Origin of the sequence: Kitasatospora sp. NPDC097605, from assembly GCF_040302725.1 — a bacterium.
Classification (GTDB): Bacteria; Actinomycetota; Actinomycetes; order Streptomycetales; family Streptomycetaceae; genus Kitasatospora.
In genome coordinates this window covers 60,286-78,790 of record NZ_JBEOSF010000011.1, presented here as the reverse complement: position 1 = coordinate 78,790, position 18,505 = coordinate 60,286, and the positions used below count along the sequence as shown (strand labels likewise).

Genomic DNA, 18,505 nt, shown 5'->3' with positions numbered 1-18,505 from the left:
AATGCCCACCGGAGGACGGACCCCGCGATGCCCCCCGCCCACTCCCCCAGCCCTCCGGGCGCCCCTGGACCGTCCAACTCGCCGACCGGGCAAGGACATTCCGGCGTTCCCGGCGGCCCGGCGGGGAGCACCAACGACGCGATCGACGTGCTGGACGGGCGGCTGATCCGGCTGCTCGCCGAGGAGCCGCGGATCGGGGTGCTGGAGTGCTCGCGCCGGCTGCAGGTGGCGCGCGGCACGGTGCAGGCCCGGCTGGACCGGCTCCAGGCGCGCGGGGTGATCGGCGGCTTCGGTCCCGAGGTGGACCCGGCGGCGCTGGGCTACCCGGTGACGGCCTTCGCGACCCTGGAGATCTCCCAGGGCCAGGGCACGGACGTGCGCGAGCACCTGGCGGCGGTGCCGGAGGTGCTGGAGCTGCACACCATCACCGGGCACGGCGACATGATGGTGCGGATCGTGGCCCGGTCGAACGCCGATCTGCAGCGGGTGATCGACCGGGTGGTCGGCTTCGACGGGATCGTCCGGTCCTCGACGGCGATCGCGCTGGAGAACCCGGTGCCGTACCGGATCCTGCCGCTGGTCGACCAGGCGGCCGCCGAGTAGCGGCGGGGCTCAGCAGGCGGGGACGGCCCCGCCGGTGCGCAGCGCCTCCAGCGCGGAGACCGACTCCGCCAGGGTGCCGACCGGCACCAGCCGCAGCCCGGCGGGCGTGTTCACCTTGGCGTCGGCGCACTCGTCCTTGGGCAGCAGGAAGACGGTCGCGCCGTCCCGGGCCGCCGCCTGGGTCTTCAGCGGCACGCCGCCGACCGGGCCGATCACGCCCTGCTCGTCGATGGTCCCGGTGCCGGCGATCGTCAGCCCGCCGGTGAGGTCGCCGCCCTTGCCGTCCCCGGCGAGCTTGTCGACGATGCCGAGCGCGAGCATCTGGCCGGCGCTCGGGCCGCCGATGTCACCGAGGTCGACCTTCACCTTCACCTGGGCCGGCGACAGCTGGAGGTGGGAGAGCGCGGCCGCGGTGGCGGCGTCCTGGGACTCCGCCATCTGCTGGGCGGTGACCTCCTCGGCCTTGGCCGGGTCGCCCTGCGGGTAGACGGTGTCGGTGGGCCGGACGGCCTCGTCCGCGTCGAACCAGGCCTGCAGCGAGCGCCAGAAGGTGTTGCGCTCCCCCGGGTTGGTCGCCGAGATGGTCACCATCCGCAGCTGTCCCCGGGTGCTGCGGACCGGCGCGCCGGTGATGGTGAGCACCGGCCGGTCCTGGTAGCTGCCCAGGGTGTCCGCGGTCACGCCGGGGAAGGTCAGCGTGTAGGGCAGCGGGACGAAGGCGGCCACGCCGAACAGCGCGGTGACCAGGGCACCGCAGAGCGCGAGGGCGCGGGTCCGGGGCGAGGTGAGGGCCGGGGGCAGCTTGGTGTCGGACACAGAGGCATCCAAACACACCGGGCCGTCCGGCGGGCACGCACGCGGCCACCCGGACGGCCCACCCGCCGCACCGGCCGGTCAGCGCAACGCGTCGGCGACCTCGGTGGCGGCCTCCACCACCCGGGGGCCGACCCGCTCCGGGACGAGCCCGTTGAGCATCACCACGCCGACGCTGCCCTCGATGCCGCTCAGCCCGAGCAGCGCCGCGGCCGCGCCGGACGCCCCGGACTGCTCCTCCGCCCGGGTGATGACGAAGCCCTGCTCCGGCCGGCGCTGGCTCGGGAAGGCCCTGGCCTCCAGGATCGCCCGGCCGGCCGCGCTCTCCCCCAGCGGGTGGCGCAGCCCGGTCCGGTAGGCGACGTGGAAGTCGGTCCAGCTGGGCTCGACCACGGCCACCGCGAGCGCCTCGTTGCCGTCCACCAGGGTGAGGTGGGCGGTGGCGCCGAGGTCCTCGGCGAGGCTGCGCAGCGCGGGCAGCGCCGCCTCGCGCAGCAGCGGGTGGACCCGGTGGGCGAGCCGGAGCACGCCCAGGCCGACCCGGGCGCGGCCGCCGATGTCCCGGCGGACCAGCCCGTGCTGCTCCAGGGTGGCCAGCAGCCGGTAGACGACGGTCCGGTTGACGGCCAGGCGGGCCGCCAGCTCGGTCACGGTGAGCCCGCGCTCCGAGTCGGCGAGCAGCTTGAGGACCCGGACACCGCGGTCCAGGGTCTGGGAGGTCTCTGCAGTCACGACACGCAATTCCTTTCCGCGGCGGGTCGCGGATCGGCGGACCGGTCCGCGACTCGGATGTCGCGCGCAGGTGGGGTGGCCGCGCTCGGGCCGCGGAGAGTCGTCCTTGACGTCCTGGGGCCCTGCGGCGCCCGTCTCGCGGGGGTCGCCCGGCGGGAGAGCGTGTGGGAAAGGTAGTGAAGGAATTGCGGCGGCGGAAGTGTTTGTCCAAAATTCGGGCAAGATCAAGTTCGCACGCCCCGGTAAATGCGGACAAAGCATGACAGAACAGCGCGCCCAGGCGTTCGTAGGTTCGACCACAGTCCGAGTTCCGGACGGATCGGACCGCGTCCGGTCAGATGGCGTCAGAACAGGTCGTACCGGAACGGATCGGGTCGGAAGACGTCATGGAAGACGTCACCGAAGACGTCATGGAGAACGTCGCGGAAGACGTCGCGTCAGAGCAGATTGCGCAGGACGGTCCAGGCGGTCGCCACGCCGAGCAGCACCGCCGTCCCGCGCCGGCCGAGCGGCGGCTGCCAGCGCCGGCCGGCCAGGCCGTGCCGCAGCCAGACCAGGTAGGCCGCGGCGACCAGCGGCAGCGCGAGCAGCAGCGCCGCGTTGTCGTGCCAGGCCGCGGCGAGGTCGCCGTGCAGCAGGTCGTAGGCCATCCGGGTGCCGCCGCAGCCGGGGCACTCCAGCCCGGTGACCTTGCGCCAGGGGCAGAACGGCAGCACCTGCCCGGGCAGATGGGGGTCGCGCGACCACAGGTACGCGGAACCGGCCGCGCCGCCGGCCAGCACCCCGACCGGCGCCCAGGCCGTGCGCAGCCGCTCGGGAACGGCGAAGCCGCCCCGGCCGGTCCGGCCGGGGCGGCGACGTGCCTTCGCGGGCGCGGCCAAGGCTCAGCCGCGCAGCAGACGGCCCTGGGCGTCGGTGCGGTCGTTGCTGGTGAGGAACAGGATGCCGTCGATCAGCGACCAGACACCGAGGCCGCCGCAGGTCAGCAGCTGGGCGATGCCCATGCCGATGTGGCCGGTGTAGAAACGGCCGATGCCCAGGCCGCCGAGCAGGATCTGCAGGACACCCGCGACGACCTTCGACTTGTCGGAGAGCTCGGGCTGCTGCGCGTAGGGCTGCTGGTACGACACGTTCGGTGTACTCCTTGAAAGACAGGCAGGCCCGGGCGCACGACGGAGCGTCATGTCTCCCCGGGTCGGTGAGGTGCCGGCCGGAGTCACCGGGAGCCACGACGGCCGGCCCCGGACGGGGAGCGTGCGGCGTCGGCGGCCCGGAGGCGGCGCGGCACGCGGAACACTAGCCGATCATCCGACCGAATGTCTCCACAAATCCTTCGCGTATATCCGAACGTCATATGACCTTTACGGTCATGCCGTCACCCCGCGCCGCCCCCACCGACGGATCGTTACTTCGCCCACTCCCTGATCCTGGCGATCCGCGCCTTCAGCTGATTGGCCGTCGCCTGCGCGGTCAGCGGGCCGCCGCACTGCCGGCGCAGCTCGTTGTGGATGGTCCCGTGCGGCTGGCTGGTGCGGTGGTGCCAGGCGGCCACCAGCGCGTTCAGCTCCTTGCGCAGCTCGCGCAGCTCCTGGTGGGTCACCACCGGCCGCTGCTCGGCCGGCAGCTCCAGCAGATCGGCCTCCTCGGCGGGCTTGCCCTTGCTCCGCTGGATCTGCCGGTGCTGGCGCTTCTGCAGCAGCATCTGCACCTGGTCCGGCTCCAGCAGGCCCGGGATGCCGAGGTAGTCCTCCTCCTCCTCGCTGCCCGGGTGCGCCTGCATGCCGAACTCCATGGCGTTGTAGAGCACCCGGTCGAAGACCGCCTCGGAGCCCAGCGCCTCGTAGGAGAACTCCTCGCCGCCCGCGCCGTCCGGGCCGTCGTTGGCCCGCTCGGCCTCGGCGAGCAGCCGGTCCTCCTCGTCGAAGAGGCCCTCGCCCTCCTTCTTCGGCCGGTCCAGCACGTGGTCGCGCTGGAGCTCCATCTCATTGGCGAAGCCCAGCAGCATCGGGATGGTCGGCAGGAAGACGGAGGCGGTCTCGCCGCGCTTGCGGGCGCGCACGAAGCGGCCGACGGCCTGGGCGAAGAACAGCGGGGTGGAGATCGAGGTGGCGTACACGCCGACGCAGAGCCGGGGCACGTCGACGCCCTCGGACACCATGCGGACCGCGACCATCCAGCGCGAGGTCCCGGCCGCGTAGTCGGAGATCCGCTTGGAGGCCTCGGTCTCGTCGGAGAGGACCAGGGTGACCTTCTCGCCGGTGATCTCGCGCAGCATCTTGGCGTAGGCGCGGGCCACGTTCTGGTCGGTGGCGATCACCAGGCCGCCGGCGTCCGGGATCGCCTTGCGGACCTCGCTGAGCCGGCGGTCGGCGGCCTGCAGCACCGACGGGATCCACTCGCCCTGCGGGGAGAGCGCGGTGCGCCAGGCCTGGGCGATGAGGTCCTTGGTCATCGGCTCGCCGAGCCGGGCCTCCAGCTCGTCGCCGGACTTGGTGCGCCAGCGCATGTTGCCGCTGTAGGAGAGGAAGATGACCGGACGGACGACGTGGTCGGCCAGCGCGTGCCCGTAGCCGTAGGTGTAGTCGGCGACGGACTTGCGGATGCCGTCGCCGCCCGCCTCGTACTGGACGAACGGGATCGGGTTGGTGTCCGAGCGGAACGGCGTCCCGGTCAGCGCCAGCCGCCGGGCGGCCGGCTCGAAGGCCTCGAAGCAGGCCTCGCCCCAGGACTTCGAGTCACCGGCGTGGTGGATCTCGTCCATGATGACCAGCGTCTTGCGGGCCTCGGTCCGGTTGCGGTGCAGCATCGGGTTCACGCCGACGCCCGCGTAGGTGACCACGATGCCGTGGTACTCCCGGGAGAGCGGCCCGGAGGAGTACGCCGGGTCCAGCTTGATGCCTATCCGGGCGGCGGCCTCGGCCCACTGCTTCTTCAGGTGCTCGGTCGGCGCGACGACGGTGATCTGCTGCACCAGGTGGTTGTGGAGCAGATAGGAGGCCAGGGTCAGCGCGAAGGTGGTCTTACCGGCGCCCGGGGTCGCGACGGCGAGGAAGTCGCGCGGCTGGTTCTCGATGTACTTGTCCAGCGCCCCCTGCTGCCAGGCCCGGAGCTTTCCCGCGGTGCCCCAGGGGGCGCGGCCGGGGAAGGCCGGGGACAGGTGGTGCGAGGAGGTCGGCGCGGCTTGGCCGCCGGCCCGGACGGGCGCGTGCGGCTCCTGCGCGTCGGAGAAGAGCGGCATCGAGGCGGCGGCAGTACTCACGGTCTCCGAGGGGGGATCATCGCAGGTCAGAGGCGGTTCTTCGGCCTCGCCCCACGGCTGGACGGCGTTCGGACAACCCGCCCAGCGTACCGGGCCCGGGGCCGTTCGGGCGGCCGCGGCGGGGCCGGGCGGGGCGGGCTTCCGGCTGGCGGGCGGCCGGTTCGGCCGGAAATCGATGTGACGTGGATCACGTCGGAAACATGCGAAAACGCGGTAAGCGGAACCCCCTCCACCGCCTCTCTTCCGGGTGAGGCCGCCCCAACCCCACAGCCGTCACCGGCCTCGCACCCCCAAGGAAGGGAACCGCCGTGCACGCCACCGCCGAAGAGACCGTCCAGGCCCGCCTGATCCTCTCCGCCCACCGTTCCGTCCGGCTGCGGGTCACCCTGACCTACCTCCCGGACGACCCGCTGGCCGTCCGGATGGCCTTCCCCGCCGAGTTCTCGCTGGACGACCCGGCCGACGGGGGCCCGGAGTCCGCCGACATCGTCTGGGTCTTCGCCCGCCGGCTGCTCGCCGCCGGCCTGGAGGTGCCCTCGGGCATCGGCGACGTCCACGTCCGGCCCGCGCTCGGCCGGCGCACCATGGTCGAGCTGCGCGCGCCCGAGGGCACCGCGCTGGTCCAGTTCGACACCGCCGACCTGCGGCGCTTCCTGTGGCGCAGCCGCCTGCTCGTCCCCGAGGGCGAGGAGCACCTGCACCTGGACGCCGACCGCGCCCTCGCCCAGCTGCTCGGCTGAGCGGCCCGGCACGGCACGAGTCGGCAGCCGCCCGGGGCCGAGCCCGGGCAGCTGCTGCTCTTCGCCCGCTCCGGGGCGGGTCCGGGCGGGGCGCTACGCCGAGAGCTTCCGCATCAGCCGCACGCCCTGGGCCGGCGTGAGGTGCGGCAGGTAGGCCTTGCCGATCGCCCGGGTGATGCTGGGCAGGGCGGCCGGGTCCGGGTAGGACATGTACATCGGCCGGTACTCCGGCTGGAACTTCGCCTTGAACGCGAGCAGGGAGCGGAAGCCGTACACCGGCTCCAGCGCCCTTCCCAGCCAGTCCAGGGTCTTCTGCAGCCCGGTCGGCGGCTCCTTCTCCGAGCGGGCCAGCGGTGCGCCGGAGAGCGAGAGGAAGCGCGCGCCCTCCTGCTTGAAGCCGAGCGCCGCCGAGGCGATCAGGAACTCGGTGACGCCGCGGAAGCCGTCCGAGCGCCGGCGCATGAAGTCCAGCGTCCAGCCGACCGGCTCGCCGTTCTCGTAGACCGGCATCCAGCTGGTCAGCCCGTGCACGGCGCGGTCCTCGTCGACCGCGATCAGCAGCCGCACCGCCGGGTCGTCCAGTTCCTCCAGGCCGCCGAGGGTGAAGCCCATCTCGGGCAGCCCCTTCTCCGAGACCCACTCCTCGGAGATGGCGCGGATCTGCTCCTTCAGCGCGAGCGGCGCCTCGTGGTACGACCACCACTCGGCGGTGATGCCCTGCTTGCCCGCCTTGTTGAGCGCGGTGCGGATGTCCTGCCACTTGCGGCCGGTGAAGGCGAGCTCCGGCAGCGCGACCACGGTGTCCTCGGCGACCTGCAGCGAGCGCCAGCCGAGCTGCCCGGCGGCGGCCCTGGTCTCCGGGGTGATGCTGTAGAAGCACGGCGTCCAGCCACGCGCGTCGCAGTACCGGGCGAACCCGGCCACCGCGCGGGCGCGCGCCTCCGGGTCGCCGAACGGGTCGCCGGTGGTCAGCGCCACGGTGTTCAGCACCCGGTAGGCGACGGCCGCCCGGCCGTCCTCGTCGAACCAGTAGTGGTTGCCGTCCCAGGTGGTGAGGAAGGAGAGCGTGCCGCCGCCGTGCTCGGTGAGCAGGGTGCGGGCCCGCGCGGCGTCCTCGGCGTCGACGTGCACCACCGGCCGGCGGAAGGCCACCAGGAGCGCGCCCAGCGCGACCGCCCAGAAGGCGAGCCCGCAGTACGTCTCCAGGACCCGGGCGAACGGCCCGACCGCGATCGGGTAGTCGGGCAGCAGGTCGTTGTAGGCGGGCGGCAGGTACTGGGCCGGCAGCCCGGCGACCAGCCCCCGGAAGGTCGCGCCCGGCTCGAACTGCCCGGCGGCCAGCACGCCGAGCCCGGTGTACGCGGCACTGGCGACGAGCAGCGCGCCGCCGAGCACGGCGGCCAGCCGGCCGAGCACCGCGCGCGGCAATCGCAGCGGGAAGCGCTTGCGGGTGGCCAGCAGCAGGCCGCCGGTGACCAGCGGCAGCAGCAGCGCCTCGACGAAGTACTGGACGACCCCGCCCGAGCCGGTGCCGGTCTCGGTGAACAGCCAGACCAGCATGGCGGTCCAGAGCAGCTCGGTGGCGACGGTGATCCGCCAGGCGAGCCGCAGGCCGCGGCGCAGTCCCTCGGCCAGCACCAGCAGCAGCGCGGGGAAGAGCGTGGCCATCAGCCGCGCCGGGGTGTCGAAGATCCGCTCGACGGCGTGCGCGCGGGCGCAGTCGTGGGCCGAGACGGCGCAGAAGTCGGCGACCTCCTCCGGGCTGAGCCGGTGCGACAGGTAGATCTCCGAGAAGGTGTTGAACGGGCCGGCCGCGTTGTCGTACAGCGAGGCGATCAGCGGGCCGAGCGCGGCGGCGACCAGGCAGAGCGCCACCAGCACCCGGGTCTCGGTGTGCGAGGAGCGGTGCGAGCGCAGGTGCGGGCGGCCGCGGAAGAGCAGCGCGCCGGCGGCCAGGCCGACCAGGGCTCCGGAGAAGCGCTGCACGCTCTGCAGGTGCCCCACGTACAGCGTCATCACCAGCGGCACCAGCACCACCAGCAGGTGCAGCCGCCGGCGCCAGAGCACGGTGAGCCGGTAGCCGAGCACACCGGCCAGCGCGAACAGGCCGACGCCGGGGCCGACCGCGGTCTGGCCGACGACCGAGGCGGTCCACTGCTCGCCGAACCCGGCGCCGGCCGCGACCACGCCGGTGCCGGCCAGGGTGCCGGCCAGCTGCCCGGCGACCACCACCCCGAGCGTCCGCAGCGGCCCGAGCCGGCGCTCGGCCGCCGGGGCGACCAGGAGCAGCAGCAGGCTGGTGAAGACGTAGGCGCCGGTGCCGGAGCACCAGAACAGCGAGGTGAGCGGCGTCCACCAGCGGCCCTCGCCGAGGGTCGGGGTGCCGACGCCGACCTTGTCCAGCAGGGCCTCGGACGGGCCGCGGGAGAGGCTGCCGGTGGCGGCGCCGACGGCCCAGAGGCCGACCAGCAGCACCAGGGTGAGCGGGGCCTCGCCGAGCCGGGTGGCGACCCGGGCGGCGAGGCCGGCGGCGGCCCGGGCGAGGCGCTGCGGGGAGCGCGGCGCGGGTGCGCCGGGCCCGGGGCCCGGGGCCGGGGCGGGGGCGGGTGCCGGTCCGCCGCGGGGCTGTTCGGGGACCCGCGGGTAGGGCTGTTCGCCGTCCCGCCGCGGTTGCCGTTCGCCCTGTCGCGCGCGCTCGCCCGCCAGGGCCCGGGCCGGCGCGGCGCCGAGCCGGATCACCGGATCATCCCGGTCTGCCGGCCGAGCCAGGGCAGGTTCCGGTCGAGCGCCTCCCGGAACACCGTCCAGCTGTGACCGCCGGGGATCGGTTGGAACTCCACCTTCATCCCTGCCTTCTGTGCGGCCGCGTACATCGTCTCCTGCTGCGGGCGGAAGTCGTCGTCGCCGGCACCGACCGCGAAGACGCCGGCGGTGTCCGGGAACCGGCGGGTGGCCATCAGGTGCGCCGGGTCGATGGCGGCGAAGGCCTGCTCGTCGCCGTCGAAGGCCTTCTCGACGGTCTCGTCGTGGGTGCCCAGGGTGGGCTCGTCCTGGCCGGAGATGTCGATGAACGAGCCGTAGACCTGCGGCGCGTTGACGGCCAGTTGGAGGGCGCAGGTGCCGCCGAGCGAGGCCCCGCCGATGGACAGGGCGGTGCGGCCGGTGGCGGTCTGGAGGTGGCCGTGGATCCAGTCGGGGACGTCCTCGGCGAGGTAGGTCTGCGCCCGGGCGACGTGGGAGTCCATGCAGAGGCTGTTGCCCCACATGGTGGCGATCTGGTCGACCATCACCACGATCGGGGCGAGGCCCTGGTGGTCGGCGGCGAAGGCGTCCAGCCGCTCCTGCATGCCGCCGGAGTTGACCCAGTCGGAGGGGTTGCCGGGCTGGCCGGCCATCAGCACCAGCACCGGCAGCAGCGGCCGGGGGCTGGCCTGGTAGGCGGGGGGCAGGTAGACGTAGGCGTCGCGGGCGTCGAAGCCGGACTTGGTCCCGGGGATCGGGGCGGTCGAGACGGTGCCCTTCTCCGGCAGACCGGCCGGGGCGCGCCAGACCTCCTCCAGCACCTTGCCGGGCGGCACGGCCACCACGTCGGGCGCCTTGCCGGTGGTCAGTGCCTGGGTCTTCGGCGCCAGCATGACGCGGGCCGTCGGGTACTGGTCGAAGCCGCGGTTGACCTGCGAGGCCGCCATCAGCACCACCAGGAGCGCGCCGCCGGCCGCCAGGAACCGCTGACGGCCGGGCAGCAGCGGGACGCGGAAGCCGGCCAGGGCCAGCGCGAACACGGCGAGGGCGACCCAGCCGAGCACGTAGTCGGGGGTGCCCTCGGGGAAGGGGTGCCACCACCCGTCCACGGCGATCTTGATCGCGGCGGTGAGGGCGGCGGTGAGCAGCGCGGCGCCGGCCGGGCGCAGGCCGATCCAGCGCCGGTCGCGGGAGAGCGCGAGCAGCGCGAGCGCGGCCCAGCCGGCGGCGAGCACGGCGTACGGGATCGGGCCGTGGGTGAGCGGCCAGTCGAGCGGGTTCCAGCGGACGGCGAGCCCGGTGGTGGTGTCGGCGAGGGAGGTCATACGGGTTTCCCCGGGCGCGTGGTGTCGGCGAGGAAGCCGTAGGCGACGACGTTGCCGTCGTAGCCGTGCTCCTCGCTGTAGCCGCCGCCACAGGTGATCACCCGCAGTTGGGCGTCGGCGGCCTGGCGGTACACGCGGTCGTCCGGGAAGTCCTTTCGGTCGTGCACTTCGATGGCGTAGAGCTGGTAGACGGCGGTGCGGCCGTCCTCGCGGAGGATCTCGATCCGGTCCCCGCGGTGCAGGGCGCCCAGGTGGTAGAAGACGGCGGGCCCGCTGTCGTTGTCGACGTGGCCGGCGATGATCGCGGTGCCGCGCTGGCCGGGGGCGGCGCCGTCCCGGTACCAGCCGGCGAGGTTGCGGTCCTCCTGCGGCGGTGCCTGGAGGCGGCCGTCCCGGTCGAGGCCGAGGCCGGTGACCGGGGCGTCCAGCCGGACGGCGGGGATGCGGATCCGGGTCGGCCGGGAGGGGCCGAGCGGCGGCACCACGGAGACCGGGGCGAAGCCGCTGAGGGCCTGTCCGGCGCCGGGTGCCGGCGGGAGCACGGCACTCGGGCCCTCGTGCAGCAGCCACGCACCCAGCACGAGCGCGGCACCGACCGCCAAGGTGCCCGGCCACGGGCTCCTGCTCTGCTGGGCGCCCACCGGCGCTCCCCTCTGCTGACGTCGGACCGGTCGCCGGTTCCTGGGAACTTCCTGGGAACCATGCAACCGGATCGGACCCTATGTCACATTCATACGCTGGTCGTACTCACTCCCCCCGATCGGCAGGGCTCTTGGGGCACAGCATGGTCCGAAGGGGTGAGACGTCACCTGCCCGCCACCCTCCGGTCACCTGGCGGCTCTCAGGAATGGCGACAATCTCTTCATCGGACACTCAGGAACGCCTTCCCGGTTGCATCCTTCGGGCGATGAGTTCCGACCATCCGTGGTGAAGCATTGACCGATCTCGATCGCGTGCCATGCTGACCCCGTTCACAGGCCTATCACCGCACTTGTCCGACCGGGCCCCCGTCCGCCCGGCCGGCCACCCGCCGTGCCTGCCGCGCCCGCATCGCGCCCGCCCCATGAACGGAGTGACCATGGATGCTCTCTCCCGCCGCACCCTGCTGGCCGCGGGTGCCGCCGGCGCCGCCGCCCTCGCCGCGGGCTGCGGGGTCCGGAAGGACCCGGGCGACGGGAAGGCGACCGCTCCGGCCCCGGTCCCGGCCACCCCGGCCGAGGACCACGCGCCGGCCCCGACCGAGGCGGCCAAGCCCCCGGTCACCCTGATCGGCGACGGCTCCACCTCGGACACCGGCCCGCAGCCCGCCCGGCCCGCCCCCGAGGCGCTGCGGCCCGGCCAGCGCCCGCCGCAGTTCGTGGTCTTCTCCTGGGACGGCGCCGGCGAGCTCGACAACGGCCTGTTCGCGCGCTTCCGCCGGCTCGCCCGGGAGCACGACGCCTCGATGACCTTCTTCCTCAGCGGCCTCTACCTGCTGCCGGAGTCCCGCAAGGACCTCTACCGCCCGCCGCAGCACAAGGCCGGCGCCTCCGACATCGGCTACCTGACCGACCAGCACATCCGGGACACCCTGGAGAACGTGCACGCCGCCTGGCTGGAGGGCCACGAGATCGGCACCCACTTCAACGGCCACTTCTGCGGCGCCACCGGTGTCGGCAAGTGGTCGCCGGAGGAGTGGGACAGCGAGATCCAGCAGGCGATGGACTTCGTGATGAACTGGCGGACCAACACCGGCTTCACCGACCTGCCCGCGCTGCCCTTCGACTACCGCAAGGAGCTGATCGGCAGCCGCACCCCCTGCCTGGAGGGCCAGCGCAACCTGCTGCCCACCGCCGTCAAGCGCGGCTGGCGCTACGACAGCAGCGGCAACGGCACCCAGATCTGGCCGCAGAAGATCCAGGGCGGGGCGCTCTGGGACCTCCCGCTGCAGTCCATCCCGTTCCCCGGGCACACCTTCCAGGTGCTGTCGATGGACTACAACATCATGTTCAACCAGTGCGGCAGCAACACCAAGGCCGACCCGGCGCTCCACCCCGGCTTCCAGACCCAGGCCAGGGACGCCTACCTGATGGGCTTCGAGCGCGCCTACACCACCAACCGCGCGCCGTACATCATCGGCAACCACTTCGAGGAGTGGAACGGCGGCATCTACATGAACGCCGTCGAGGACGTCATCAAGGCGATCGCCGGGCGGCCCGAGGTCCGGCTGGTGTCCTTCCGTCAACTGGTCGACTGGCTGGACGCCCAGGACCCGGCGGTGCTGCGCAAGCTCCGGACCCTGGGCCCGGGCCAGGCCCCGGCCGGGGGCTGGGAGAGCTTCTGAATCGTGGCCCGCCCGGCCTCCCGCCGAGGTCTCGGCCGGTCGCTCAGCCGGACTTGCGGACCCGGCCGGAGACCAGGGCGCCGAGCAGCGCGACCCCGGTCATGGTCAGGAAGATCACCGCGAACGCCCCGGTCGACCCGGTGCCCCCGGCGCCGTCGTGGGCGGCGGCCACCGAGCCTCCGCCGAGCGCCGCGAACAGCACCCCGGACAGGCCCACCAGCAGCACGTTGCCCAGCGCGTCGCTCACCTGGAGCGAGGCCGAGTTGGCCCCGGCGTCCTCCGGCGTCGACAGCTTCATCATCAGCACGCTGACGCTCGCGACCGTCAGGCCCATGCCGATCCCGCCGACGCCCCAGGCCGCCGCCGCCACCCAGGTCGGCGCCGCCGGGACGAGTACCAGCGCCGCCCCGGCGATGGCCACCGCGGTCAGCACGAAGCCGCCGCGGATCATCGCCTCGCGGTACCGCTCGGCCCCCGGCCGGCCCTGGATCCAGGAGCCGAGCGCCCAGGACAGGCCACCGCTGGTCAGGGTGAGCCCGGCCAGCGTCGGCGACAGGCCGCGCTCGGTCACCATCATCAGCGGGATGAACGCCTCGGCCGCGAAGAAGGCCCCCGCCGCGACCCCGCGCAGCAGAATCACCGTCGGCAGTCCTCGCCCGGCCCGCAGCGTGCCGGCCGGCAGCAGCCCGAGCACCGCCGGGACCAGCAGCGCCGCCCCGGCGACGGCCGGCAGCAGCCCGGGCAGGTCCAGCCGCTGGCCCGCGTACTGCAGCAGGCCGGCGCCGAGCGCGGCCATCGCGGCCAGCCCGGTGCGGCGGCGGTCGAACGCGGCGCCCTTGAGCACCGGCTGCTCCTTCTCCGAGCGGCGCAGCGCCGGGCCCATCACCGCCAGCGGCAGCAGGATCAGCGCCGGTACGGCGAGGAAGACCCAGCGCCAGCCGAGGTGCTGGGTGACCGCGCCGGAGACCACCGGGCCGACGATCGAGGGCAGCACCCAGGCCGAGGAGAAGGCGGCGAACACCGAGGGCCGCAACCGCTCGGGGTAGGCCCGGCCGACCACCACGTAGAGCGCGACGATCACCAGCCCGCCGCCGAGGCCCTGGATCGCCCGGCCGCCGACGAAGATCCACATCCCGGGCGCCGCGCCGGCCACCAGCAGGCCCGCCCCGAACACCGCGATGCCGGTGAACAGCGGTTGCAGCGGGCCGCTCCGGTCGCACCACTGGCCGGAGACGACCAGCGCGAAGAGCGTGGTGGTGAAGTAGCCGGAGAAAGCGAAGGCGTACAGCCCGAGCCCGTCCAGCTCGCGGGCGGCCACCGGCATCGCGGTGTTGACGGCCGTCGCCTCGAAGGCGATCACCAGGACCACCGAGACGATCCCCAGGGTCAGGGCCCGGAAGTGGTCGCCCAGCACCCCGCCGCCGGGGTCGGTCGGTATCGGAACGGGGGCGGTGTCGGCCGAGGCGGCGGAGGCTGTGGTCATACGTATGATCGTAAGGCGCGTCCGGCCCGATGGACCCTGACCCTGGTCGCCACTCTTCTCCGACTCCGGACCTAGGTCCGGAGCCGGCGCCGCGGTCAGTGCAGCACCTTGAGGCCCACCACGCCGGAGACGATCAGCAGCAGGCAGCCGATCCGGGCCAGGGTCACCGCGTCCCCCAGTACCGCCATGCCGTAGATCGCGGTGCCCACCGCGCCGATGCCCACCCACACCGCGTAGCCGGTGCCGATCGGGATCGAGCGCATCGCGTACGCCAGGCCGCCCATCGAGAGGAGCAGCGCCGCACCGAACACCACGGTCGGGACGAGGCGGGAGAAGCCCTTGGACGCCTCCAGGGCCACCGCCCACACGGTCTCCAGGACGCCGGAGAGAATCAGAACGAGCCAAGCCATGACGGTCGTACCTCCGCAGTCGGCAGCGGCCGGGTTGCCGCTGTCACTGCGTCGTCTTGTCATCACCGGGTACGACGCGCTCGTCCGGGGCGGCCGCGGAGGGCCACCTGCCTCCGACCGTAGCACACCCCTCCGGAAATCCCGCCACACAGAATTTACAAAGGCATATTGACGTTCCGCCCGGCATTCCGCCAGACTGAATTCACCAACACGGCGAACGACGACAGGAGTCGGACATGGACAGGAAGACGGCGGCCACCTCGCCCCGCACCTGTGCCACCGCTCCCCGCTGTTGTCGCGCCTGTCGCTGCTGCCGCCGCGCCTGAGGCGCCCCGCAGTCCAGCCTGTCACCAGTTCCACCCCCACGGCCGTGTGCCCGAGTGGTTTAGGGAACCGCCTGCAAAGCGGTGTACACGGGTTCGATTCCCGTCATGGCCTCCGAAAGCGAATTGCCGGTCGACGCAAAAGCGCCGACCGGCAATTCGTCATGCATTTTCCGGGAATTCGGCGGTCTCCCGCCGAATTCCCCGAGCGCCCGCTCAGCCGGTGACGGCGTCCTCCGGGCGGATCGGCAGCCGGCCCACCGGCAGGCCGGTGGCGGCGCGGACCGCCGCGGCCACGGCCGCCGGCGCGGTCACCGCCGGGACCGCGCTGACCGCCTTGGCCCCGAACGGGGCCACCACGTCGCGCTCCTCCAGCAGGGCGGCGACCCGGATCTCCGGGGTGTCCAGCGCGGTCGGCAGCCGGTAGCCGGTGAGCGAGGGGTTGGCCAGCAGGCCGCCCTCGGTGCGGAGGTCCTCCAGCAGCGCCAGGCCGACGCCCTGGGCGACCCCCGCCTCGATCCGGTCCTCGATCTGCCGCGGGTTCAGTGCCCGGCCGACGTCCTGGGCCACCGTCATCTCGACCACCCGGACGGCGCCCAGTTCGATGTCCACGTCCACCACCGCGCGCATCGCGCAGAACGCGATGGAGACGAAGGCGTCGCCGTGCCCGGCCTCGTCCAGCGGCTCGGTCGGGTGCGGGCGGCACTGCGCGGTCGCCCAGAGCTCCTTGCCCTCCAGTGCCTCGGCCACCGGCATGCCGAGCACCCCGTCGTACGAGGTGATCTTGCCGTCGGCGATCTGCAGCAGCTCCGCCGACATCCCGAAGTTCGCGGCGATCGGCTGGAGCAGCTGGTGGCGGACCATCAGCGCGGCCCGCTCGATCGCGCCGCCGGACACCCAGGTGTGCCGGCCCCGGGCGGACGGCCCGGCCACCGACTGGTCGCTGTCGGCCGGCGCGATGTACACCTCGCTGACGCCCAGCACGCTCTGCACGATCTGCCGGGCCAGCGTGGCGAAGCCCTGGCCGGCGTCGACCGCGGCGCAGATCACCGTGGCGTGGTCGCCGCTGACCCGCACCGTCGCGGTGGCGACCTCGTCCTCGCCCTCGGCGCCCAGCATGTGCACCATGCCCAGCGCGTAGCCGATGCCGCGCCGCACCGCGGCCGGGTCGCCGGCGCCGCCGGGCCCGCCCGGCAGCAGCCACTCGGCGTCCGGGTCGTCCACCGGCAGCGCCGGCAGCGGCTCCCCGGCGACGGCCTCCAGCAGCGCGCCCACCGGGGCCGGGCAGGTGACGGCCTGTCCGGTGGGCAGCGGGTCGCCGGTCGCCATCACATTGCGGCGGCGGATCTCCACCGGGTCGACGCCGACCCGGGCGGCCAGCTGGTCCAGCTGCGACTCGTAGGCGAAGCACGCCTGCAGCGCGCCCTCGCCGCGCATCCGGCCGGCCGGCGGGTTGTTGGTGCGCACCGCCCAGGCGTCCACGAAGACGTTGGGGCAGTTGTACGGGCCGACCGAGAAGGCGGTGGCGGCGGCCAGCGCCTCGGCCGAGACGTCCGCGTAGGCGCCGCCGTCCAGCAGGATCTGCGCCTCGACCTTCACCAGCCGGCCCTCGGCGTCCGCGTGGTGGCGGTAGCGCAGCAGCGCCGGGTGCCGCGAGGTGTGGGTGTGGAAGGACTCCTCGCGGGTGAGCGTCATCTTCACCGGGCGGCCGGTGCGCAGCGCCAGCAGCGCCAGGGTGACCTGGAAGGACGGGTCCTCGCGGTCGGCGGTGGCGCCGGGCACGCCGGTGACCACCAGCCGGACCCGGTCCGGCTCCAGGCCCAGGCAGGCGGCGGTGCGGTCGCGGTCGCCGTGCGGGTCGGTGGAGGACAGGTGCAGCTCGACCCCGCCGTCCGGGCGCGGCACGGCCAGGCCCGCCTCGGCGCCGAGCGGCGCCGGGTCCTGGCGGCCCACCTGGTACAGGCCCTCGACGACGACCTCGCCGGCCGCCTCCGGGTCGCCGGTGCGCAGCGGCAGGTGGCGGAAGAGGTTGCCGTCCGGGTGCAGCGGCGGGGCGGTGAAGGCCTGCTCGGGGTCGGTGACGGCCTCCAGCGGCTCGTAGTCGACGGTGATCAGGCCGACCGCGAGCCGGGCGGTGTCGGGGTGGTCGGCGGCGACCGCGGCCACCGGCTCGCCGTGGTGGCGGACCACCCCGGCGGCGAGGACCGGACGGTCGGCGACGATCGGTCCGGACGGCGCGCCGTCCGGCAGGCCGTCCGGGCCGGCCGGCAGGTCGGCGGCGGTGACCACGGCGTGCACGCCGGGCAGGGCCAGCGCGGCCGAGGTGTCGATGCCGAGGATCCGCGCGTGCGGGTGCGGCGAGCGCAGCACCGCGCCCCAGAGCAGGCCCTCGGCCCACAGGTCGGCGGCGTACGGGTAGATGCCGAGCGCCTTGGGCAGGGCGTCGCTGCGCAGCGGGGAGCTGCCCAGCCCGAACGGCTCCGTCGTGCCGCCCGCGTCGCCGTCCTGCTGGAGTGCTGCGCCGATGTCGGTAGGCGACGTCATGATGCGTGGTCGTCCTCGGGGAGCCGGATGCCGTGGGCGGGGGTGGCGCCGTACGGGACGCCGGCGGGGGCGGCGCCCTCGGCCGGGACGCCGTGCGGGGGCGTGGGGATGTACGGCGTGCCGTGCGCGGGAGTGCCGCCGTCGTGGCCGGGCTGCTGCGGGTAGCCGGCGGCCGGGGTCTCGTAGACGGGGCCGTCGTACCCGGCGCCGTCGTAGGCCGGGGCCTGGTCGTAGCCGGGCTGCTGCGGGTAGCCGGACGCGTCGGGGTAGCCGGCGGCGCCGGGCAGGTAGGTGCCGTGCGCCGGGGTGGCGCCCGGGTAGGGCTGCTGTCCGGGGTAGCCCTGGGCCGGGTGGAAGCCGGCGGACCCGTCGGCGGGCGGCGCGGGGACGTCCCGGACCGGGGCCAGCACGGTGGTGTCGTAGACCCCGCTGTCGTAGCCGCCCGCGCCGTCCGGGGCGGCGTACGGCGCGCCGGCGCCGGGGGCCGGCGTCGGGGCGGCCGGCTCGGCGGGGGGCTGCGGGACGTGCTCGATCCAGGCGTCGCCGTCGGTGTACACCGGCAGGTCGGCGGCGGTCACGGCGTCGTCGGCGGGGGCCGCCGGCACGGTCGCGGGCTCGGACGGCGCGGACACCGGGTCCGGGGCGGGGGCCGCGGCGGCCTTGGCCGGCTCCTCGGCGGCGGCCGCCTCGTCCGCGGCCTCGGCCTCCGCCGCGCGCGCGTCGGCGACGCTCTGCACGGCGACCAGCGCGCCCCGGTAGCCGGTGCACCGGCAGAGGTTGCCGCACAGCGCCTGCCGGGCCTCGACCTCGGTGGGCCGGTGGTTGCGCTGGAGCAGGTCGTGCACGGCCATCGCCAGGCCGGGCACGCAGTAGCCGCACTGCACCGCGCCGGACTCGGCCAGCGCCTGCTGGACGTCGCTGGCGCCGCCGCCGGCCGACAGGCCCTCGACGGTGTTGATCTCGCTGTCCTGCGCCAGCGCGGCGGGGACCAGGCAGCCGGCCACCAGCTGCCCGTCGACCTGCACCGAGCAGGCCCCGCACTCGCCCTGCTCGCAGCCGTCCTTGGCGCCGGCCAGGCCGAGCCGCTCGCGCAGCACGTAGAGCAGGCTCTCGCCGATCCAGGCGTCGGTGACGGGCCGCTCGAAGCCGTTGACCCGCAGGGTGTACGAGGTGGTCGGCCGCAGCTCGCGGCTGACCTGCGGCGCGTG

General features: G+C 74.2%; 14 protein-coding genes, 1 tRNA gene, 1 pseudogene and 1 riboswitch. Of the genes and pseudogenes, 4 read left to right on the top strand and 12 right to left on the bottom strand.

The genetic code is table 11. The features are described 5' to 3' along the window. Positions 1-27: 27 nt before the first annotated feature. Positions 28-603, top strand: coding sequence for an Lrp/AsnC family transcriptional regulator (locus tag ABTX81_RS15010; protein WP_350544715.1), 576 nt, complete (start codon positions 28-30; stop codon positions 601-603). A 9-nt stretch (positions 604-612) separates the two neighbouring features. On the opposite strand, the gene ABTX81_RS15005 is transcribed toward ABTX81_RS15010, so the two are convergent. The 5 genes from ABTX81_RS15005 to ABTX81_RS14985 all read right to left on the bottom strand — a co-directional run bounded on the left by ABTX81_RS15005 (position 613) and on the right by ABTX81_RS14985 (position 5,386). Further along, positions 613-1,419: a S16 family serine protease gene (locus ABTX81_RS15005; protein ID WP_350544713.1), complete on the bottom strand. Its 807-nt coding sequence runs from the start codon at positions 1,417-1,419 to the stop codon at positions 613-615. Positions 1,420-1,497: 78 nt separating this feature from the next. After that, positions 1,498-2,148, bottom strand: a complete 651-nt coding sequence (locus ABTX81_RS15000; protein WP_270146684.1) for an IclR family transcriptional regulator — start codon at positions 2,146-2,148, stop codon at positions 1,498-1,500. A 437-nt stretch (positions 2,149-2,585) separates the two neighbouring features. Beyond that, on the bottom strand, positions 2,586-3,029 hold the full coding sequence (locus ABTX81_RS14995; RefSeq protein WP_350544712.1) for a DUF2752 domain-containing protein: 444 nt from the start codon (positions 3,027-3,029) through the stop codon (positions 2,586-2,588). Between the two features lie 3 nt (positions 3,030-3,032). Then, complete coding sequence (locus tag ABTX81_RS14990; protein WP_350544710.1) at positions 3,033-3,278, bottom strand: TM2 domain-containing protein; 246 nt, start codon at positions 3,276-3,278, stop codon at positions 3,033-3,035. Between the two features lie 275 nt (positions 3,279-3,553). Beyond that, on the bottom strand, positions 3,554-5,386 hold the full coding sequence (locus ABTX81_RS14985) for a DEAD/DEAH box helicase (RefSeq protein WP_350545040.1): 1,833 nt from the start codon (positions 5,384-5,386) through the stop codon (positions 3,554-3,556). Positions 5,387-5,715: 329 nt separating this feature from the next. Here ABTX81_RS14985 and ABTX81_RS14980 point away from each other — a divergent pair, with 329 nt between their 5' ends. After that, positions 5,716-6,147, top strand: coding sequence for an SsgA family sporulation/cell division regulator (locus ABTX81_RS14980; RefSeq protein ID WP_350544708.1), 432 nt, complete (start codon positions 5,716-5,718; stop codon positions 6,145-6,147). A 93-nt stretch (positions 6,148-6,240) separates the two neighbouring features. On the opposite strand, the gene ABTX81_RS14975 is transcribed toward ABTX81_RS14980, so the two are convergent. Genes ABTX81_RS14975 through ABTX81_RS14965 form a run of 3 tightly spaced genes read right to left on the bottom strand, consistent with a single transcriptional unit; the run spans position 6,241 to position 10,855 of the window. Continuing rightward, the gene (locus ABTX81_RS14975) at positions 6,241-8,886 is read right to left on the bottom strand and encodes a bifunctional lysylphosphatidylglycerol flippase/synthetase MprF (RefSeq protein ID WP_350544706.1); all 2,646 of its coding nucleotides are present in this window, start codon (positions 8,884-8,886) and stop codon (positions 6,241-6,243) included. After that, positions 8,883-10,214 carry an alpha/beta hydrolase gene (locus ABTX81_RS14970; RefSeq protein ID WP_350544704.1) on the bottom strand — a complete coding sequence of 444 codons (1,332 nt, stop codon included), beginning with the start codon at positions 10,212-10,214 and terminating at the stop codon, positions 8,883-8,885. Before ABTX81_RS14970 ends, ABTX81_RS14975 begins: the two co-directional genes overlap by 4 nt. After that, the gene (locus tag ABTX81_RS14965; RefSeq protein ID WP_350544702.1) at positions 10,211-10,855 is read right to left on the bottom strand and encodes a class F sortase; all 645 of its coding nucleotides are present in this window, start codon (positions 10,853-10,855) and stop codon (positions 10,211-10,213) included. The genes ABTX81_RS14970 and ABTX81_RS14965 overlap by 4 nt, the downstream gene beginning before the upstream one ends. Before the next feature lie 437 nt (positions 10,856-11,292). Between ABTX81_RS14965 and ABTX81_RS14960 the strand changes: the two genes are divergently transcribed. Then, positions 11,293-12,537 (top strand): polysaccharide deacetylase family protein, encoded by a 1,245-nt coding sequence (locus ABTX81_RS14960; RefSeq protein WP_350544700.1) that lies wholly within the window; start codon positions 11,293-11,295, stop codon positions 12,535-12,537. A 43-nt stretch (positions 12,538-12,580) separates the two neighbouring features. Here the strand turns inward: ABTX81_RS14960 and ABTX81_RS14955 are convergent, their stop codons facing one another. Together ABTX81_RS14955 and ABTX81_RS14950 are read right to left on the bottom strand one after the other, a co-directional pair. Next, positions 12,581-14,020, bottom strand: a complete 1,440-nt coding sequence (locus ABTX81_RS14955) for an MFS transporter (protein ID WP_350544698.1) — start codon at positions 14,018-14,020, stop codon at positions 12,581-12,583. A 95-nt stretch (positions 14,021-14,115) separates the two neighbouring features. After that, on the bottom strand, positions 14,116-14,430 hold the full coding sequence (locus tag ABTX81_RS14950; protein WP_350544696.1) for a DMT family transporter: 315 nt from the start codon (positions 14,428-14,430) through the stop codon (positions 14,116-14,118). Positions 14,431-14,475: 45 nt separating this feature from the next. Next, a riboswitch (guanidine-III (ykkC-III) riboswitch) is annotated at positions 14,476-14,541 on the bottom strand. Positions 14,542-14,796: 255 nt separating this feature from the next. Here ABTX81_RS14950 and ABTX81_RS14945 point away from each other — a divergent pair. After that, a tRNA-Cys gene (locus ABTX81_RS14945) sits at positions 14,797-14,868 on the top strand. Between the two features lie 101 nt (positions 14,869-14,969). Here the strand turns inward: ABTX81_RS14945 and ABTX81_RS14940 are convergent. After that, positions 14,970-17,297: a xanthine dehydrogenase family protein molybdopterin-binding subunit gene (locus tag ABTX81_RS14940; protein ID WP_350544694.1), complete on the bottom strand. Its 2,328-nt coding sequence runs from the start codon at positions 17,295-17,297 to the stop codon at positions 14,970-14,972. 724 nt (positions 17,298-18,021) lie between these two features. Then, a pseudogene (locus tag ABTX81_RS14935) lies at positions 18,022-18,475 on the bottom strand ((2Fe-2S)-binding protein); the annotation flags it as partial. Positions 18,476-18,505 lie beyond the last annotated feature (30 nt).